Here is an 18,018-nt window from a genome sequence, read left to right as displayed (position 1 = left end):
AAAACAAGGTTCGCGATACGTAAAATACAATAAAGTATAACAGGCATACGTATCGCAACCGCCACATTATCTGAAAACCGTTCGGGGAGGCGGCGAGTATGAAACTGGCAGTGCACACAGAGGGCGAGTCCAACCGCTCCGAGGCAAGGCAGCGATGGCAGGCGCAGCAAAACAGTCCTCATATGGAGGAAGTGCTGCGCCGTGATGCGGATGTTTTTCTGCATCAGAGTCTTTCCAGCCCTTGTCTCACAGCGATTGTTAAGGCGCAGGGTATCTGGATTGAAGATGCCAACGGGCGTCGTTTTATGGATTTTCACGGCAACAGCGCCCATCATATCGGCTATGCCCATCCCAAACTGATTGCTGCCGTGAAGCAACAAATGGATGATCTGAGTTTTGCACCACGCCGGTTTACCTGTGAACCGGCGATTGAACTGGCTGAAAAACTGGCAGAAATAGCACCGGGCAATCTGGGAAAAACGCTGTTTACCACCGGCGGCTCAGATGCGATTGAGGTGGCGCTGAAAGTGGCGCGGGCAGCCACAGGACGATTTAAAACCCTGTCTTTCTGGGATGCCTTTCACGGGGCTGGCTTTGGCGCATCATCTGTCGGCGGAGAAGCAACATTCCGTTCGGGTATTGCAGGGCCTTTATTGTCCGGTGCAGAACATGTGCCGCCTTTTACCTGTTATCGTTGTCATTACAAGCATAAAGGGCCTGAAAGCTGCGGTATTGCCTGTGCAGATATTGTGTCTTTTGTGCTGGAACGTGAGGGCGATATTGCAGCTGTGGTGGCAGAGCCGATGCGCGCCACACCTTATCCGCCGCCGCCCGGTTTCTGGCAAAAAGTGCGCGAGGCCTGTGATCGTCACGGAACTTTGCTGATTTTTGATGAAATTCCGTCCGGACTTGGCAAGACGGGCAAATTTTTTGCGTCCGATCATGATGGTGTGACACCGGATATGATTGTGCTCGGTAAATCGCTGGGTGGCGGTATGCTGCCCATCGCGGCGGCAATTGTGCGCCGCGATCTGGATGTATGCGGTGATTATGCGATCGGGCATTATACCCATGAGAAAAATCCGGTAACGACGCGCGCCGCACTCACCACAATTCAGATTATTGAGGAAGAAGGGCTGGTTCAACGTGCGGCCGAGCTTGGCCAATATGCGATGAATCGTCTTCGGGAATTGCAATTACGTTCACCGCATGTGGGAGACGTGCGTGGTCGTGGCTTGCTGTTCGGCGTGGAACTGGTGCGCGACCGGCACAGCCGTGAGCCGGATAATGCACTGGCTGAGGCGGTTTATTATCGCTGTCTGGAGGGCGGTGTCAGTTTCAAGATCAGTCAGGGCAATGTGCTGACTTTATCACCGCCGCTCATCATTACTCAGCAGGAGCTTGAACAGGCACTGTCCGTTGTCGAAAGAGCGATATTGGAAGGCGCATAGATTTTTCTGTCCGGAGGAAACGCCCTCTAACCTATAAGTTTTGGAGGGCGATGTATAAAATAAATAGATTTTACTTATTGAACTGCGGTTCGCACTATGAGGAGCCATAAGAGGGAACAGCCTGCAAAAGCAGGTATAAAAATAAGCAATCAGCTATCAAACACATAACAAAAAGCTGATATAACAATGGGGAAATATGAAATGAAAAAGCATCGCGCTTTTATTCTGTCCCTTGCTGCCGGTATTGCTTTGGCATCAAGTGCTTATGCACAAACAGAACTGACTGTTTATACTGCTTTTGAAGCGGTTGATCTGCAACGTTTTGCAGAAGCTTTTAATAAAGATCATCCGGATATTAAAGTGAACTGGGTACGTGACTCCACAGGGGTCATGACCGCCAAGCTGCTGGCCGAGAAAAATAATCCGAAGGCAGATATTGTCTGGGGTATTGCGGCCACATCGCTGCTGATCCTTAAAAATGAAGGCATGCTAGAGCCTTATACGCCGAAAGATGTCGACAAGCTGGATCCGCGTTTTGTGGATAAGGATCGCCCGACCAGCTGGATCGGCCTTGATGCCTATGTGGCTGCGGTCTGTTTCAATACGGTTGAAGCAGAGAAACTTGGCCTGAAACCGCCGGCAAGCTGGAGAGACCTGACCAAGCCTGAATATAAAGGTCATGTGGTCATGCCTAATCCGGCATCGTCCGGCACCGGCTTCCTCGATGTGTCATCCTGGTTGCAGATGTTCGGCGAAAAGGGCGGCTGGGACTATATGGATGCCCTGCATGAGAATATCGCCAATTACACGCATTCCGGCTCCAAACCGTGCAAAATGGCCGGTGCGGGTGAAATACCGATCGGCGTTTCCTTTGAATTCCCTGCCTCTCAGGTAAAGAGTGCCGGTGCGCCGGTGGATATTATCTTCCCTGAAGAAGGTTCCGGCTGGGAGTCCGAGGCCGTGGCGATTATGGCCGGTACAGTGAATATGGATGCCGCCAAAACCCTGATGGACTGGACACTGACACCGAATGCCATGGAAGCGCTCAATAAGAGTTTTGCCGTGGTCGCGTTGCCGGGCATTGCCAAGCCTGTGGAACATATTCCTGCTGATCTCGAAAAAAAGATGATTAAAAATGATCTGGAATGGGCGGCGAATAACCGCAAAGCCATTCTGGAGGAATGGTCGAAACGGTACGATTCAAAATCTGAATCCAAAGGCTGATCGGAACGCTGTCTCATTGAGCGGCAGAATTTCTGTCTTCATATGGTTTCGGACACAGGCCGGTTCCCGTGTTTTCCGAAGCTGCTCTAACAGACACGCATAATGCGACTGCGAACGCGGGCTTTTCCGCGTTCGTTCAGGGAGTGTGACCATGTCAGTCCAGAGGAATGAATTCGTGAAACATGAAATGGCTACAGATGCTGTTCGTATCGGTCAGCAGGCATATAATGCCGGCGATGCGGCAGCAAACAGACAGGAATATCTCAAGGTTGACGGCCTCTGGAAAGCTTTCGGTGAGTTTTATGCGCTGAAAGACATCAATCTGGAAATCAGAGAAGGCGAATTTATCTGTTTTCTCGGGCCTTCCGGTTGCGGCAAGACCACATTGCTGCGTGCCATTGCAGGGCTGGATCTGCAGACAAGGGGGACGGTTCATCAGGCTTCCAAAGATATTTCCTGCCTGCCGCCTGCCCAACGCGATTACGGGATTGTCTTTCAGTCCTATGCTTTGTTTCCTAATCTGACCATTGAAAAGAATATCGCCTTCGGGCTTGAAAACATGAAGAAATCACGCGCCGAGATTACGCAGCGTGTTGCCGAATTGCTGGAACTGGTGGGACTGGCAGATCAGGCGAAAAAATATCCTTCACAACTTTCCGGCGGACAGCAGCAGCGTATTGCGCTGGCAAGGGCGATAGCGATTTCTCCCGGGCTTTTGCTGCTTGATGAGCCGCTTTCCGCGCTTGACGCCAAGGTGCGTGTTCATCTGCGCCACGAGATTAAAGAATTGCAGCGCAAGCTCGGCGTGACAACAATCATGGTCACCCACGATCAGGAAGAAGCGCTCGCTATGGCTGATCGTATCGTGGTGATGAATAAAGGGACAATCGAACAGGTTGGTACGCCGCTTGATGTTTATCGCCAGCCAAGCAGCCTGTTTGTGGCGGATTTTATCGGAGAGACCAATAAATATCCGGTCACGATCGGGGCGGATGGCACCGCAGTTTCCGGTGATCTGGTTCTGCAATGCAATGAACATAATCTGCCGGAGGGCAGTGAGGCGGTTGCAGTCATCAGGCCGAATGATGTGATCCCCCATGGCCGCGCTGTGGATGCGAGTTCCTCTGCCGGAAACGGGGAAAATCTGATTGAGGTGCAGATCGAAGCCATGGAATTTCTCGGCTCTTTCTGGCGCACGCATATGCGCAGCACCTATTTGCAAAACCAGCAGCTGATAGCTGACTTTTCCATCAATGCGGAACGACGCCTCGGCCTGACAGAGGGTATGACTATTCTTGTTGAATTGCCGAAAAGCCGTTTGCTGATTTTTGACGGAAAGGGCAGGCGATGAGTGCTGTAAGCGATTATTCTGCTGCGCCGCTCATGCCGGCAGGCAAGGCTATCCGTCAGAAGGTCAGTTCGGACGACTGGATCAAGCGCGGTATGATGCTGATTATCGGCGCGTATCTGCTGATAACATTGGCGGCGCCGCTTTATGTGATGCTGTCCAAATCTTTTGCCAGTTACCAGTTCCAGCTGGAAAATTATGAAGTGCAGGTTGGTGACGGCAAAGGCAACTGGGCTCCTGCTCAGTCTTTGAGTCAGCTGAATGCCGGTCTGAAAACCATTTCAGAAGATGAGCTGGCAACCTCCAATAGCGGTCGTTTGTCGCCTGTGGCTTTGTTTCCGGAATTCAGTTTTCGCGGGCCAGAGCATTATCGCATCCGTGGTTTGACGGATAACAGCCGGTTTCTGATCGGCTCTGCTCCCTATCAGGGGCAGGAATGGCAGGAGGTGGATTCCAATAATTTCCGCCGTGTCATGCTGATGCCGCATCAAACGACAGGGCTGGATAATTACCGCACTTATTTTTCATCACCGGCGCTGTTTCAGTCGATCAGGAATTCTCTGGTGATCGCGCTGGTCAGCATGGTGCTCACCGTTTCACTGGCTTTTGGTTTTGCCTATGCGCTCAACCGTTCCAAAATGCGCTTCAAAGGCTTTTTCAAGCTGGTGGCGGTGATGCCAATTCTTGTGCCGTCATTGCTGCCGGGGATTGCGCTGATCTATCTGTTCGGTAATCAGGGAATTTTGAAAGAACTGCTGTTCGGCCTGCCGATTTACGGACCTCTGGGCATTGTGCTGGGGTCGGTTTTCTTTACGTTTCCCCATGCGTTGATGATTATCTCCACGGCTCTGGCTGTGTCGGATGCCCGTCATTATGAGGCGGCAGATTCCCTGCGGGCAAGCAAATGGCGCACATTCTGGACGGTGACAGTTCCGGGTGCCCGTTATGGTTTGATTTCCGCAGCCTTTGTGGTGTTCAATCTGGTTATTACAGATTTCGGTCTGCCAAAGGTTATCGGCGGCCAGTATAATGTGCTGGCCGTGGATATTTATAAGCAGGTCATCGGCCAGCAGAATTTTGAAATCGGTGCGGTTGTCTCTGTAATGCTGCTGTTTCCCGCTGTGATTGCTTTTGCCGTCGACAGAGTTATCCAGCGCAAACAGGTTGCTCTGTTATCTGCGCGTGCGGTGCCGTTTGCTCCGAAAAAGAAACCGCTGTTTGACAATCTGTGCCTGCTTTATTGCGCTCTGATAGCTGTTTTCATCACCGGCCTTTTGCTGGTCTGCCAATTAGCGGCCATCGTAAAATTCTGGCCTTATGATCTGAGCCTCAGCCTGCGCAATTTTGAGTTCGGGCGTATGGATGGCGGTGGCTGGAGTTCCTATTATAATTCTATCCAGCTGGCTTTTCTGACGGCGATTATCGGAACAGTTGTCGTGTTTGTCGGTGCCTATGCGGTTGAGAAGACCGAGGGCTTTGCCAAAGGCCGTGCCTTGTTCCAGTTTCTGGCTATGCTGCCAATGGCTGTGCCGGGGATGGTGCTGGGGCTTGCCTATATCTTTTTCTTCAACAATCCGGCTAACCCGCTGAGCACTATTTACGGGACAATGATCATCCTTGTCATCTGTACCGTGACGCATTTTTATACGGTGTCCCATCTGACTGCGCTGACCGCACTGAAACAGATGGATCCGGAATTTGAATCGGTTTCGGCATCGCTTAAGCAACCATTCTACAAATTATTTGCGCGGGTGACGGTTCCGGTGTGCCTGCCGGCCATTCTGGATATTTCAATCTACCTGTTCGTCAATGCGATGACGACAGTCTCCGCCGTGGTGTTCCTGTATTCTGCTCATACTACGCTGGCTTCCGTGGCCGTGCTGAATATGGATGATGCTGGGGATGTGGCACCCGCTGCCGCTATGGGGATGATGATCTTCTATACCAATGTTGCGGCACGGCTTGTGCATTATGGCTTGTCGCAAATGCTGCTGCGCAAGACACAGAAATGGCGGGGCACCTGAGAGTGATTAAACGGCACCTTTTGCAGAAGGTGCCGTTTATTTGTTATGGCGCTGCTGCCAGAGTTGTTTTGCTTTGGTGTGACAGCCGCTGAAGTCGGGATCATTGTGCAATGTCATCAAGCCGAGCGCCGCTGTAGCTGTGACAACGGTTTCAAGACGCGGGTCAATGGCAGTCCCTGCCCAGATAGCCTGCCAATATTCAAAGGAATCCATGCCGATACGGGGCAGGGCTTCCGGCTCATGTAGTGCTTTTATAATAATGTCAGAGCTTTCCGTGCCGCTGAGACTTAAAAGTGTTGCCACACGAAAAGGATAAAACTCTGCAACATCGCGGTTGCCGCTGAGAACTGTCAGTTGCCGCTGACCATTTCCATAAACAGCAGTGCTATGCACTTCCGGCAGTTCCTGCAACAGCTTTGCCGTATCCCTGTGCAGTTCCCGATAGGCCGGTCGGGATACACCCAGCAGGCTGGCACGCGCTTGCAACGGATTGAGAAGATGCACACAATCGCCCACCGGAGAGCGCGCGGCAAATAGCGGATAGAGCGCCATCATGGATGCAAGAGCAGGCGCAAAACCTGTTAATGGCATATAGACAATGTGGCTGTTCCTCAGAGTTTGGCGGGCATCGGCAAGGTTTTGTGCAACAGGGATGCCAAGCGCATGCGCTGCCTGTTCAATCTTACCGCTATTTACACCGCTGCCATTGCTGCCATGGAGTGCGATTTTATATCCGGCCTGTACGAGCAGTTTGGCGGCCTGTAAAAACCATGGTGCGCGCGGGGAGTTGGGGGAGAGATAGGCAGGCCAGTCCAGATCCGCCTGCGGACTGAATGTATCATCCAGCTGATAATATTGGCGTGCAGCCCTGACCATACCTGCCAGTTCCTGAGCGGCTGTTCCGCGATAATGGATCAGGCTGAAAAATGCGCTGGCCTGCATCGGATCAACCTGTTGCTGCAGGATCAGGGAAAAGGCTTCTTCGGCCTCCTCAATCGTCAGCGGGCGGCTGTTTCCGGCACCACGGCCGAGTATGCCCAGAAACCGCGAAAAGCGTAAAACAGGATCATGGCTGTTGCTCAGATATGCCAACTGGCTGGCGAGTTGTTTGGGGCTGGGTTGTCCGCCGATCAGCGGTGTTCTGAGAGATAAAGGCGGAACGGCGAGCAAAGCCTGTTGCTGCCAGCCGGTTTCCGCCGGTGTTTGCGTTGCCGGTATATCGGGGCTGAGCAGGTTTTCTGCCTCATCCGCAAGAGCACGCAGGCGCAGGCGCAGCATCTCCGCGCGCGGAGAGGGGATCATCCGGCGGCCGGAACGCACTAAAATGGGGTCGTTGAAGGCTTCCCGAATCTGGTTGAGCAGGCGACTCATCGCCGGAGCGCTGAGATTCATGCGCTTGGCAGCCTGCTGCACGCTGCCCTCCACAAGCAATGTATCCAAAGCTATCAACAGCCTTAACTGCCCTAAACGGGACGCGGGCAAAGCACTGTTTGTGCTGTCTTTGGCTGATTTCTTGTCATCAGGCACAGTCTTTTCACGCATTTAACTGTTCCTTCCGGCTTTGGTGCAGAGCAAAGCTTTTTTCAGGCGGTGCGATATCTTCATTATGCGGAATGCAAAAAGCTGATGTTGGAATAAGTCTGAAACATGGCGATTGACCTGTTACCTTGCCACACATAAGGGGAGTAAATAACTCATATTTGTGGCAGAGGGCAATTGAAATGACAGATATCGGACATTCAAGAACGGAAATTCAGACAGTTTCCGGATCTGAGATGTTAAAACGGGTCAAAATGCGTCGTCTCGCAGCTCTTGCATGCGGCACAATTCTGGCCGGAACAATGCTGTCTTTCGCCCTTCCGGCTCAGGCACAGGCTGTTAAAAAGAAGCCGGTTGCGGCTGAAGCGCAGGCCGAACAGGCTGCGGAACAAGTTGCGGATCAGGCAGCTGAACAGGCTGCCGCGCCGGCAGGTACTGTGCGTCTGGATCAGATCGTTGTCACAGCCACCGGCTTTGAGCAGAATGTTAAAGATGCACCGGCCAGTATTACTGTTGTACCGCGCGAAGAGCTGGAAAAAGGTGCCTTCCGCAACCTGACCGATGCGCTTAACAGCGTGCAGGGTGTCAGCGTGACCGGTATCGCCAATGAGCAGGATATTTATATCCGCGGTTTGCCGGGTGCCTATACGCTTATTCTGGTCGATGGTAAGCGCCAGAGCACCCGCGATGCCCGCACCAATGGTAATGCCGGTTTTGAACAGAGTTTTGTTCCGCCTGCATCGGCCATCGAGCGGATTGAAGTGGTGCGTGGCCCGATGTCTTCGCTCTATGGTTCGGATGCCATGGGCGGCGTTATCAATATTATTACCCGTAAAGTTGACGATGCATGGCATGGTGAGCTGACCCTTGACGGTACCGTGCAGACCAAATCACGCTACGGCAACAGCGGACAGGCTTCCTTCTATGTCAGCGGACCACTGGTGCCTGACGTTGTTGGTGTTCAGGCCTGGGGACGCGGGCTCAAGCGCAGTGAGGATAAATTCCTCAATGGTACGCAGGAACAGCGCGACGGTGATCTGGGCGGCAAGCTGACAATTACGCCGAATGAAGATCATGACATTTTCATTGAAGGCGGCGTTACCCGCGTGCGTCGTGAAGGCAATGTCGGTGATACAATCGCTTTGACCGGAACAGATACTTATAATTACAATGACCGCAGACATTGGTCGATCAGCCATACCGGCCGCTGGGGCCCGACAACGTCTGATTTCTCGTTCTCGCAGGAATGGGCAGAACGCACGAATTTCAACTGGGATAAAGCTCGCGGTTCCTATGTGGAAAATCTGCGGTCACCGGAAATCCGTAACTCTGTTCTCGACGGTAAATTCACCACACCGTTTGAATTTTACGGCGATCATACGCTGGTCACCGGCGGTCAGTTCATTGATGCACAGCTGACAGATCAGAATCCGGGACGCCGCACCGGTCTTGATGAGACATTCAGCATTCGCCAATGGGCGGTCTTTGCTGAAGATGAGTGGTGGATTACACCGGATTTCTCGCTGACCGGTGGTCTGCGTATGGATGACCATGAAATCTACGGTTCCCATCTCAGCCCGCGTGCCTATGCCGTGTGGCATGCAACGGAGCAGCTGACGCTGAAAGGTGGTATTTCCACGGGCTTTAAAGCACCGGAAATTCGCACAATTGCACCGGGTTATGCTTATACGACCGGCGGTGGCGGCTGTTTCTATGGTCCTGAGGCAAGTCTGCCATCCGGCAAGAACCCTTGCGGTGTGATTATTGGCGATGAAAGCCTGAAAGCAGAAAAGAGCACAAGCTATGAACTGGGCGCCCTGTGGGACAATCAGGACGGTTTGCAGCTTGGCGCGACATATTTCTACACGGATTTCAAGGACAAGATCTCCAACAAGCAGATGCTTGATGCGAATGGCAAGCCGATCCGCTGGAGCGAAAATACAAATTACGTTCTGTGGAGCAGCTTCAATATCGATAATGCTGTGATGCAGGGTGTGGAACTGACTGCAAACTGGGAAGCCACATCTGACATCCGTTTGCGCGCCAGCTATACCTATACGCATTCCCGTCAGAAGGGCGGGGACTATGATGGTCTGCCGCTGACACGTACACCGGAACATATGGGTAATATCCGTGCGGACTGGATTACACCGGTTGAAGGCCTGTCTGCATGGACAGCTGCCAATTATCATGGCTCGGAAACCAATGCCGGTGCCCGTATCGGCAGCAACGGCAAGCCGGTTTACAAAAACGGCAAGGTCATTGCCCGCAAATATGATGCCTATATGACCTTTGATATCGGTACGAGCTATGAGTTCAGCGAGAATGTTACATTCAATGCGGCACTCTACAATCTGTTCGACAAGCGTATTGAAGAGAGTGATTTCAATGCTTCGGTTGACGGACGTCGTCTCTGGGTCAGCATGACCTCGAAGTTCTGATTGTTCAGCCGTTAAAAAATGAAAAGCCCTTGTGTTCTGCACAAGGGCTTTTTTGTCAGATAAATGCTAGTTCACCAGACGCGGTTGACCGGCGCATTGACGGGCAGTGCTCTTTTTGTGTTATGCGGTATCCAGCGCGGAAACCAGATGGCGGATGAGCAATTATTATTGCTTGATCTGACCGGTGGCGGTTGTTTTCTGCGATTGGTATTTTCCGAGGGCGGATGCATGACCGTAATCTCCGAAAAACAGGACTGCCGCATTCTCTGCAATTTCAATGAACAGCGCATGACTGTTGTGCAACGCATTTGTGATAAGTCCGGCACTCGTTCGCATCATTTGCATAGCCGGATTGAAATGTCGCTATCAGACTATTGCGCGAAAATGCATGTGGCATGGCGAACTGCAAAATAAACGTGCATTTTGCGCAATTTTAAAAAGAAACCCTGATATTTTTGATAGTTTTCTTGCTTTTAATCGGATAGACCATTGCGATCAGAATGCGCCGGATTCCGGTTTTCGGTGTCGGTGGTGCATAATTCAGGTCAGTCCTTTTCTTTTTAAACGGCTGTTCTGCGTCGATATTTCAGCAGGTCTGCGGGATCGGATTTTACACTCGTAAACTTGCGCAAACAGGATAAAAAAATGAGTGTTTCCGGTGCCCCCCGGAGTGCTGTTGCCGGTAAAAACGGTCAGGCAGCTCCGGCCTTGAATTCGCCCGCGCGTGTGCTGTTTGCCAGCCTCGTGGGAACAACAATCGAATTTTTCGATTTTTATGTTTATGCAACGGCTGCCGTTCTGGTGTTTCCGGCTGTGTTCTTTCCGGCCAGTGATCCGACTTCGGCCATGTTGCAATCTTTTGCTACATTCTCGATTGCTTTCTTTGCCCGTCCGTTTGGTGCCATGGTTTTCGGCCATTTCGGTGACAAAATCGGCCGTAAGGCAACATTGGTTGCCGCGCTGATGACCATGGGTCTTTCGACCGTCATCATCGGCTTGCTGCCAACCTATGCACAAATTGGTGTGGTTGCGCCGCTGTTGCTCGCACTGTGCCGTTTCGGTCAGGGACTTGGCCTTGGCGGTGAATGGGGTGGTGCAGTGTTGCTGGCAACCGAAAACGCTCCGGCAGGCAAGCGTTCATGGTATGCAATGTTCCCGCAGCTTGGTGCGCCGATCGGCTTCATCCTCTCTGCCGGTACATTCATTATTCTCGGTGCCACACTGAGCAATGAGCAGTTCATGAGCTGGGGCTGGCGTATTCCGTTTGTCGGTTCGATCCTGCTGGTTGCTGTTGGTCTGTATGTTCGTATCAAGATCACCGAAACACCTGAATTCCAGAAGGCAATGGACAAGCAGGAACGCGTTCAGGTGCCGCTGGCTGCAGTCTTCAAGCATCACAAGCGTGCGCTGGTTCTCGGCACTTTCTCGGCGCTGGCAACCTTTGTGCTGTTCTATCTGATGACCGTGTTCATGCTGTCATGGGCAACGCGTCCTGTTGAACAGGCAGGCATGGGCTATTCCCGTGAGCAATTCCTGTTCATTCAGATGGTTGGTGTTGTATTTTTTGGTCTGTTGATTCCGGTTTCCGGTCTGTTGTCTGACCGTTTCGGACGCCGCTTCATCATGATCCTTACTACAATCGGTATTGGTGTGTTCGGTCTGTTCATGGCACCACTGCTGGGTGCCGGTGTTGTCGGTGCTGTGATGTGCTCGATCATCGGTTTCGCGCTGATGGGCATGACCTATGGTCCGATCGGTGCGGCGCTGGCTTCGCCGTTCCCGACTGCCGTGCGTTATACCGGTGCTTCCATGACCTTTAACATGGCCAGTATTTTCGGTGCTTCGCTGGCGCCATATATTGCGACATGGCTGGCTACAACCTACAGCCTTAGCTATGTTGGTCTGTATTTGCTGGCTGCGGCGGCAATTACTTTGCTGGCCATTCTCGCTCATAAAGACAAAGAGTTTTCTTCCTGATTGTTTCATGAAGATGATTTGTAAAAGGAGCCGCTTGCGGCTCCTTTTTTGTTGGTTTGCATAAGTAAAATTTCTGAAGCTGGTAAGCTCGGAGATTTGCTCTATGTATATGTATGAGAATAAGACAGGAGAGATGATCTATGGTGCAGGTGACCCCGCAGGATATTCTGGATTTCTGGTTTTCTGATGCGACGGAAGCGCATTGGTTTGTTCGTTCTGATGATCTTGACCAGCAAATCAAACAGCGTTTCAGCGCGGTATATGAGCAGGCCGTGGAAGGTGATCTTGCGCATTGGAAGAATGATGCCAAAAGCGCTTTGGCTCTGACCATTATTTTCGACCAGTTTCCGCGCAATATGTTCCGCGGTGATCCTAAGGCTTTTGCGAGTGATCCGCTTGCCTGTGCACTGTCAAAATATGCGCTGGAGCATGATTATGACATGGCTGTGGATGAGAAGGCACGGCAGTTTTTCTATCTGCCGCTGATGCATAGCGAAGTGATTGAAGATCAGGAGCAATGCGTGAAGCTTTATAAAGCGCTCGGCAATGATTTTGCTCTCGGCTTTGCCAGAGAGCATCGTGATATTGTCGAGGAATTCGGCCGGTTTCCGCATCGCAATGCCGTACTCGGCCGCAAAAATACGCCGGAAGAAACCGAATTCCTGAAAACCCATACAGGCTTTTAAACTATTCAGGCGGCGGAACGGGCAGCCATACGTTTCTCGTGCTCGAGCAGCCAGCGTTTGCGCCATAGACCGCCGCCATATCCCGTGAGTGATCCGTCCGAGCCGATGGTACGATGACACGGGATAATAATTGACAGCTGATTAGCGCCATTGGCATTGGCCACGGCACGTATGGCATCAGGGCGTCCGGTCAGTTCTGCCAGTTCGGCATAGGAGCGGGTTTCACCCAGCGGAATTTCCTGCAATGCATCCCAGACCGAGCGGGTAAAGGCCGGAGCATAGAGCGCCAGCGGCGTTTTAAAACCGGTAAAACCACCGGTGAAATAGAGTTTCAGCTCTGCTTCAATCTGATCAATTGGTGCAAGGCGACCAAAGCTGATGGATGATTTGGTGTAGAGACGCAGTTTTTTCAGCTCATTGGGCAGGCCTTTACGCTCAAAGAACTCCAGCAAATGCAGATGATGCTGGTCGGCTACGGCCAGCATGGAGCCGATTGGTGTTTCCAGCCAGTCTGCTTTCAGCAGGTCGCGCCCTTTCAGCTGGGCAGGCGTATCACCGATCAGCTGCGTAATGGCTTCGCGAAAACCGCTGCCGGAATCATAACCGGCTTCAAGCTGTGCATCGATCACGGAATGACCGGCAGCAATGCTTTCAAGCCCGCGTGCTTTCCGGCGCAGTCGTGCCATATCCAGAAAAGTCATACCCAGATGGCGTTTGAAAGCACGACGCACTGTGGAAGGATCAAGTTGCATGGCGATGAGGTCATCTTCGCACCAGAAATGATCCGGACGGGCATCCAGACAATCCAGCAATTTGGCGACAACCGGCTCTTTGCCACGATAAAAATCCAGCGGACGGCAGCGCTGACACGGCCGGAAACCCGCTTCCATACAGGCGGCCGGATGATCAAAAAAGCGGCTGTTCTCGAATTTCGGTTTACGTGCCGGACAGGACAGACGACAGAAGATGCCGGTGCTGGTCACACCGACAAAAACATGGCCGTCATAGGACTGGTCACGATCAAGAAGCGCCTGATAAAGAGTGTGCGGGTCGGGTAAAGAAAATAGCATAAACAGACTTTATCATGATTTGCCTCCGGTGCCGCCGGAAATCGGGCGTCTATTTTTCTGTTTCATCAGGTTACTGGCAGATGCGATAGGTACAGGATTTACCATGACAGCCCATATCAAGATGCAGATTGGTTTCATGGGTACTGTCGGCTTCCGGCCCTAAGACTGTCATGAACAGCGTGCAGCTTGCCTTATGTAATTCACGCCAGAATTTCTTTTGTTTTTCACTGCCGTTCCAGTCTGTGGCAAGTGTGGTTTTTTCACCATTTGCGAGTGTGAAAGACATAATATCCAGAGCATTGCCGAATGCATGTTCGGATACACGTCCTGCCGAGCCGTTATTCACCTTGCGGCATTGATAATGCGAACCGGTGCCGATGGTTTTGATATCGCTGCCGAGATGGGTTTTGGCCAAATTGTTAGCCTGCTGCACCCATTCAGTGAGAGCGACAGTCATCGTGCAATTGGTTGTAATCGTCTGATCCAGTTCTATCGGGACAGGTTTGGTGAAGGCCGTGATTTCCAGCGGGCTTCTGATCTGGCATTGCCCTTCATTGACAGGCGGGATGACTTTGCCGGTCACTTCATTTTGCACTAATGGCAGGCAGGCAGCCTGATAAATCCGTTCGGTTTTCGGTGTCTCCGGTTTTGATATATCCGGTTTTGGGGCAGGGGCAATGGTTTTACTCTCTTCCGCAGCGGGTTTTTGTGCAGGTATCGGAACAGTTTTCGCTGTGGCCGGTATTGTCATCAAAGTACCGCTACTCAGCACTGCAAGCAAACAGAGGGGCAAAAAATATCGCATCAAAAGCCTTTCCGTGAGTGCAAAATCACGACTGATTTTGCAGGGAGTGCCTGGGTAAACCGCTGAACTGCCGTTTCAGTTCCCGTTTTTCTTGGTTTCTCCTGAAAGTCAGCACTTCTATGCGGCGGATAAACTATGTTAGAGGGAGGCATGAGCACATACTCTTCCGCTTTTCCTGTTTATAATCCGCCTATGGATCCGATATCGGTGATCTATCAGGATGCGGATATTCTGGTGCTGGATAAGCCAAGCGGGCTGTTATCTGTGCCGGGGCGTGATCCGGCTTTGTCTGATAGCTTAGCGACGCGGGTGCAAAAGCAGTTTCCAAAGGCACTGATGATCCACCGGCTGGATAAAGACACGTCCGGTGTGGTGCTGATGTCGCTGAACCGTAAAGCCCATGCACAGATTGCCAGACAGTTTGAAGAGCGCAGCACCGAGAAATCCTATATTGCTGTGGTCTGGGGTAATGTGGCTGAGGATGAAGGACTGATTGATCTGCCACTGGCGATTGATCCGGACAATAAACCGCGTCACCGTGTGGATTACGAACATGGCAAACCGGCACAAAGTCGCTGGCAGGTGCTGGAGCGCAATGAACAGACAACTCGTGTGCGTCTGTTCCCGCTAACCGGCCGGACGCATCAGCTGCGAGTGCATATGAAGGCCATCGGTCATGTGATGCTGGGCGATGAATTCTATGCAGAGGGTGCTGCTTTGCAGGCGGCAGATCGTTTGCTGCTGCATGCGGAGAGCCTGAGCTTTCGCCATCCTGATGGCCGTGCTGTTACTTTTACCATACCTTGCCCGTTTTGAGAGAACCTATGCAGCAAGCAGATGATAATGACCTGATTGTTGATTTTGTCGGCGGGGCTGTCGGTCATCGTTTCCGCTCCGGTGAGGGGCGCGGGCAGGCGCTTGCCAAAGCAGCTGGACTGGTGCGCGGTGCAACACCGGATATTGTGGACGCTACCGCAGGGCTTGGCCGCGATGCTTTTTTGCTGGCATCACTCGGTGCAAAAGTAACCTTGATTGAGCGGTCAGAAAAAATGCATGCTTTGCTCGCCGCAGGGCTGGAACGCGCTGCGGCAGAAGGCGGGCGCTTGGCGGAGACCGTGGCGCGGATGACACTGCTCTTTGGTGACTCCTGTGCATTGTTGCCGGAACTGAAGCCGCAGGTAGTTCTGGTTGATCCGATGCATCCGCCACGCGGAAATACGGCGCTGGTCAAAAAAGAAATGCGCCAGATCCGCGAGATTGTCGGTACCGATCCTGATGCGGAAAGGCTGATGCAGGTGGCGCTGGAAGCTGCGCAAAATCGTGTTGTGCTGAAATGGCCGCTGCGTGCGGAACCAATGGCAGGTATCCGCAAACCTTCGCACCAGATATTAGGCAAAAGCACCCGCTATGATGTGTTTGTGAAGGCGAAGATTATTTGAGCTTCTGGAGCATGTCTCCTACAACCGATGTGCAATTTTAGAGGACATGCTCCAGATTTTTAGTGGTCGCATTATCACAGCCGTCAAATTAATCTAATTTGACTGTGAAATGCTCCAGCCAATCCAGCATGCCTTGAGCTGCAGCTCTGCCTGTTGCGAAGCAGGCGGTGAGCAGATAGCCGCCGGTCGGCGCTTCCCAATCCAGCATTTCACCGGCAACAAAAACACCCGGCAATTTGTGCAGCATATAATTGTCGCTGACTTCATCCCAGACAATGCCGCCGGCAGAGGAAATCGCCTCTGCAATCGGGCGCGGACGCAGTAATGGCACTCCGAGATTTTTAATCTTTTGCGCGAGATTTTCCGCGGAGAGCATATGAGCATCCGGCATCAGTTCGCGCAATAATGCTGCTTTCACACCTTCAAGGCCGGTGGCTTTGCGCAGGCGGTTGGAGAAGCTGCTTTTGCTGCCTTGCTTGGTGAGATCGCGTATCAGCCGTTCAACTGACCGTGCGGGTGTCAGATCAAGATAGAGGCGGGCATTGCCGGTATTATTCAGCTGATCGCGCAATGCAGCGGCGTGAGCATAGATCAGACTGCCTTCAATGCCGTGCTGCGAGATAACAAATTCGCCCTCAATCCGGCCTGCCGGAGATGTAGCCGCGACCGATTTGATCGGCGCGCCTGCAAAGCGCTCGCGAAAGACTGTGCTCCAGTCAACATCAAATCCGCAATTGGCCGATTGGAAAGGCGCGATACTGATATTCTTTTCCGTAAGCCACGGTACCCATGCGGCATCAGAGCCAAGGCGCGGATAGCTGGCGCCGCCCAGAGCCAGTAATGTGGCATCAGGGCTGATCTGTTTTTCACCTTCCGGCGTGTCAAGCAAAAGAGCGTCGCCGCTGAAACCTTTCCAGCGATGACGTTTCAGGATTGTGATGCCTTGCGCTTCCAGCCGTGCCACCCAGTTGCGCAGCAATGGCGAGGCTTTCATCCGTTTCGGAAAGATGCGGCCGGAACTGCCGGTGAAAACTTCAATATCCAATGCTTCTGTCCATTGGCAGATATCTTCAGGCGTAAAAGCATCGAGTGCCGGAATGAGGCGCGAGCCGCTGGAACCATAGCGGGTACGAAAGCGTTCATAGGGTTCTGAATGGGTGATATTTAGACCGGATTTGCCTGCCAGCAGAAATTTGCGTGCAACAGTCGGCATGGCTTCATAAACAGTAACGTCATGCCCGTGCGCGGACAGAATTTCTGCCGCAGCAAGGCCTGAAGAGCCGCCGCCAATAATGGCAATGGTCTTGCCGTTGGTATGTGTGTTTTGAGATGTCATCCGGTTCACCTGCTGTTCAGGTTGTTTTAGCTAAGTTCAGTGCTGACGCAAGTAAGAAGCGAAGACGGAGAAGCCTGTGAAAAAGACCTTTATTATACCTGTTGTAACTGCGGCCATTGTTGGTGCCGGTCTGTTGTCGATACAGCAGGCGAGTGCAGCCGGTAAGAATGAGGTGCTTTATATCAATAATAAGCTGGTTGATTGTGTTGGTGTAGGGCCGCAAAAATGTATGCAGGTGCGCAAAAGCCCGAAAAGCGAATGGACATTATTCTATGGCGGTATTGACGGTTTTCGCTATGAGCCGGGTTATCGCTACAAGCTGAAAGTGAATGTGAGCAAAATCAAAAATCCGCCTATGGACAGTTCCAGCCTGAAATATAGTCTGGTGAAGGTGCTGAGCAAGAAAAAGTAATCAGCAGCACGAGTGCTCCATCAAATGAGCCCGCCTTTGGCGGGCTTTTTTATTGGCTCGCAATAAGAATCATTAGCGGGAATAGCGGCGTTAAAGGTCGCATTCGCCTTGTCAAAGCTCATGGCAAAAATGTCACGTCTTGTAAAAAGCGTTTCATGCAGCTTTTCATCTTTTAGAAAATTAGATTTATCAATCTATGTTATTCAATAAATTTTCATGATTATTCTTAAATATTTGTATCTTTCTTAAGATGTGAACATAATTTG

At 51.9% G+C, this 18,018-nt stretch carries 15 protein-coding genes; 11 read left to right on the top strand and 4 right to left on the bottom strand.

Annotated elements, in window-relative coordinates; all coding sequences use genetic code 11:
• Positions 1-98: 98 nt before the first annotated feature.
• The 4 genes from LDL70_RS11145 to LDL70_RS11130 all read left to right on the top strand — a co-directional run bounded on the left by LDL70_RS11145 (position 99) and on the right by LDL70_RS11130 (position 6,047).
• Complete coding sequence (locus LDL70_RS11145; RefSeq protein WP_225685063.1) at positions 99-1,451, top strand: aspartate aminotransferase family protein; 1,353 nt, start codon at positions 99-101, stop codon at positions 1,449-1,451.
• A 201-nt stretch (positions 1,452-1,652) separates the two neighbouring features.
• On the top strand, positions 1,653-2,675 hold the full coding sequence (locus LDL70_RS11140) for a putative 2-aminoethylphosphonate ABC transporter substrate-binding protein (RefSeq protein WP_225685062.1): 1,023 nt from the start codon (positions 1,653-1,655) through the stop codon (positions 2,673-2,675).
• 187 nt (positions 2,676-2,862) lie between these two features.
• The gene (locus tag LDL70_RS11135; protein ID WP_220160399.1) at positions 2,863-4,026 is read left to right on the top strand and encodes a putative 2-aminoethylphosphonate ABC transporter ATP-binding protein; all 1,164 of its coding nucleotides are present in this window, start codon (positions 2,863-2,865) and stop codon (positions 4,024-4,026) included.
• Positions 4,023-6,047 carry a putative 2-aminoethylphosphonate ABC transporter permease subunit gene (locus LDL70_RS11130; RefSeq protein WP_225685061.1) on the top strand — a complete coding sequence of 675 codons (2,025 nt, stop codon included), beginning with the start codon at positions 4,023-4,025 and terminating at the stop codon, positions 6,045-6,047. The genes LDL70_RS11135 and LDL70_RS11130 overlap by 4 nt, the downstream gene beginning before the upstream one ends.
• A 36-nt stretch (positions 6,048-6,083) precedes the next feature.
• Here LDL70_RS11130 and LDL70_RS11125 read toward each other — a convergent pair whose 3' ends face one another.
• Positions 6,084-7,589 (bottom strand): glycosyl transferase family protein, encoded by a 1,506-nt coding sequence (locus LDL70_RS11125; protein WP_225685060.1) that lies wholly within the window; start codon positions 7,587-7,589, stop codon positions 6,084-6,086.
• A 233-nt stretch (positions 7,590-7,822) separates the two neighbouring features.
• Here LDL70_RS11125 and LDL70_RS11120 point away from each other — a divergent pair, with 233 nt between their 5' ends.
• The 4 genes from LDL70_RS11120 (at position 7,823) to LDL70_RS11105 (ending at position 12,690) form a co-directional block, all read left to right on the top strand.
• On the top strand, positions 7,823-10,027 hold the full coding sequence (locus tag LDL70_RS11120; RefSeq protein ID WP_225685059.1) for a TonB-dependent receptor domain-containing protein: 2,205 nt from the start codon (positions 7,823-7,825) through the stop codon (positions 10,025-10,027).
• Positions 10,028-10,090: 63 nt separating this feature from the next.
• Positions 10,091-10,441 (top strand): hypothetical protein, encoded by a 351-nt coding sequence (locus LDL70_RS11115; RefSeq protein WP_225685058.1) that lies wholly within the window; start codon positions 10,091-10,093, stop codon positions 10,439-10,441.
• 231 nt (positions 10,442-10,672) lie between these two features.
• On the top strand, positions 10,673-12,004 hold the full coding sequence (locus LDL70_RS11110) for an MFS transporter (protein ID WP_225685057.1): 1,332 nt from the start codon (positions 10,673-10,675) through the stop codon (positions 12,002-12,004).
• Between the two features lie 143 nt (positions 12,005-12,147).
• The gene (locus LDL70_RS11105; RefSeq protein ID WP_028233655.1) at positions 12,148-12,690 is read left to right on the top strand and encodes a DUF924 family protein; all 543 of its coding nucleotides are present in this window, start codon (positions 12,148-12,150) and stop codon (positions 12,688-12,690) included.
• Between the two features lie 5 nt (positions 12,691-12,695).
• Here LDL70_RS11105 and LDL70_RS11100 read toward each other — a convergent pair whose 3' ends face one another.
• Positions 12,696-13,760, bottom strand: a complete 1,065-nt coding sequence (locus tag LDL70_RS11100) for a bifunctional transcriptional activator/DNA repair enzyme AdaA (protein ID WP_116087882.1) — start codon at positions 13,758-13,760, stop codon at positions 12,696-12,698.
• Between the two features lie 70 nt (positions 13,761-13,830).
• Positions 13,831-14,511: an extensin family protein gene (locus tag LDL70_RS11095; protein WP_225685056.1), complete on the bottom strand. Its 681-nt coding sequence runs from the start codon at positions 14,509-14,511 to the stop codon at positions 13,831-13,833.
• A gap of 204 nt (positions 14,512-14,715) precedes the next feature.
• Here LDL70_RS11095 and LDL70_RS11090 point away from each other — a divergent pair, with 204 nt between their 5' ends.
• Both LDL70_RS11090 and LDL70_RS11085 read left to right on the top strand, forming a co-directional pair.
• Positions 14,716-15,381 (top strand): RluA family pseudouridine synthase, encoded by a 666-nt coding sequence (locus tag LDL70_RS11090; protein WP_225685055.1) that lies wholly within the window; start codon positions 14,716-14,718, stop codon positions 15,379-15,381.
• An 8-nt stretch (positions 15,382-15,389) separates the two neighbouring features.
• Complete coding sequence (locus LDL70_RS11085) at positions 15,390-16,004, top strand: class I SAM-dependent methyltransferase (protein ID WP_116087879.1); 615 nt, start codon at positions 15,390-15,392, stop codon at positions 16,002-16,004.
• Positions 16,005-16,092: 88 nt separating this feature from the next.
• On the opposite strand, the gene LDL70_RS11080 is transcribed toward LDL70_RS11085, so the two are convergent.
• Positions 16,093-17,340, bottom strand: coding sequence for a TIGR03862 family flavoprotein (locus LDL70_RS11080; protein ID WP_225685054.1), 1,248 nt, complete (start codon positions 17,338-17,340; stop codon positions 16,093-16,095).
• 76 nt (positions 17,341-17,416) lie between these two features.
• Between LDL70_RS11080 and LDL70_RS11075 the strand changes: the two genes are divergently transcribed.
• Positions 17,417-17,752, top strand: a complete 336-nt coding sequence (locus LDL70_RS11075; RefSeq protein ID WP_075655903.1) for a DUF4377 domain-containing protein — start codon at positions 17,417-17,419, stop codon at positions 17,750-17,752.
• Positions 17,753-18,018 lie beyond the last annotated feature (266 nt).

This window comes from Pseudochrobactrum sp. XF203 (genome assembly GCF_020341615.1).
Lineage (GTDB): Bacteria > Pseudomonadota > Alphaproteobacteria > Rhizobiales > Rhizobiaceae > Pseudochrobactrum > Pseudochrobactrum saccharolyticum.
This window is presented reverse-complemented; position numbering and strand designations above follow the sequence as displayed.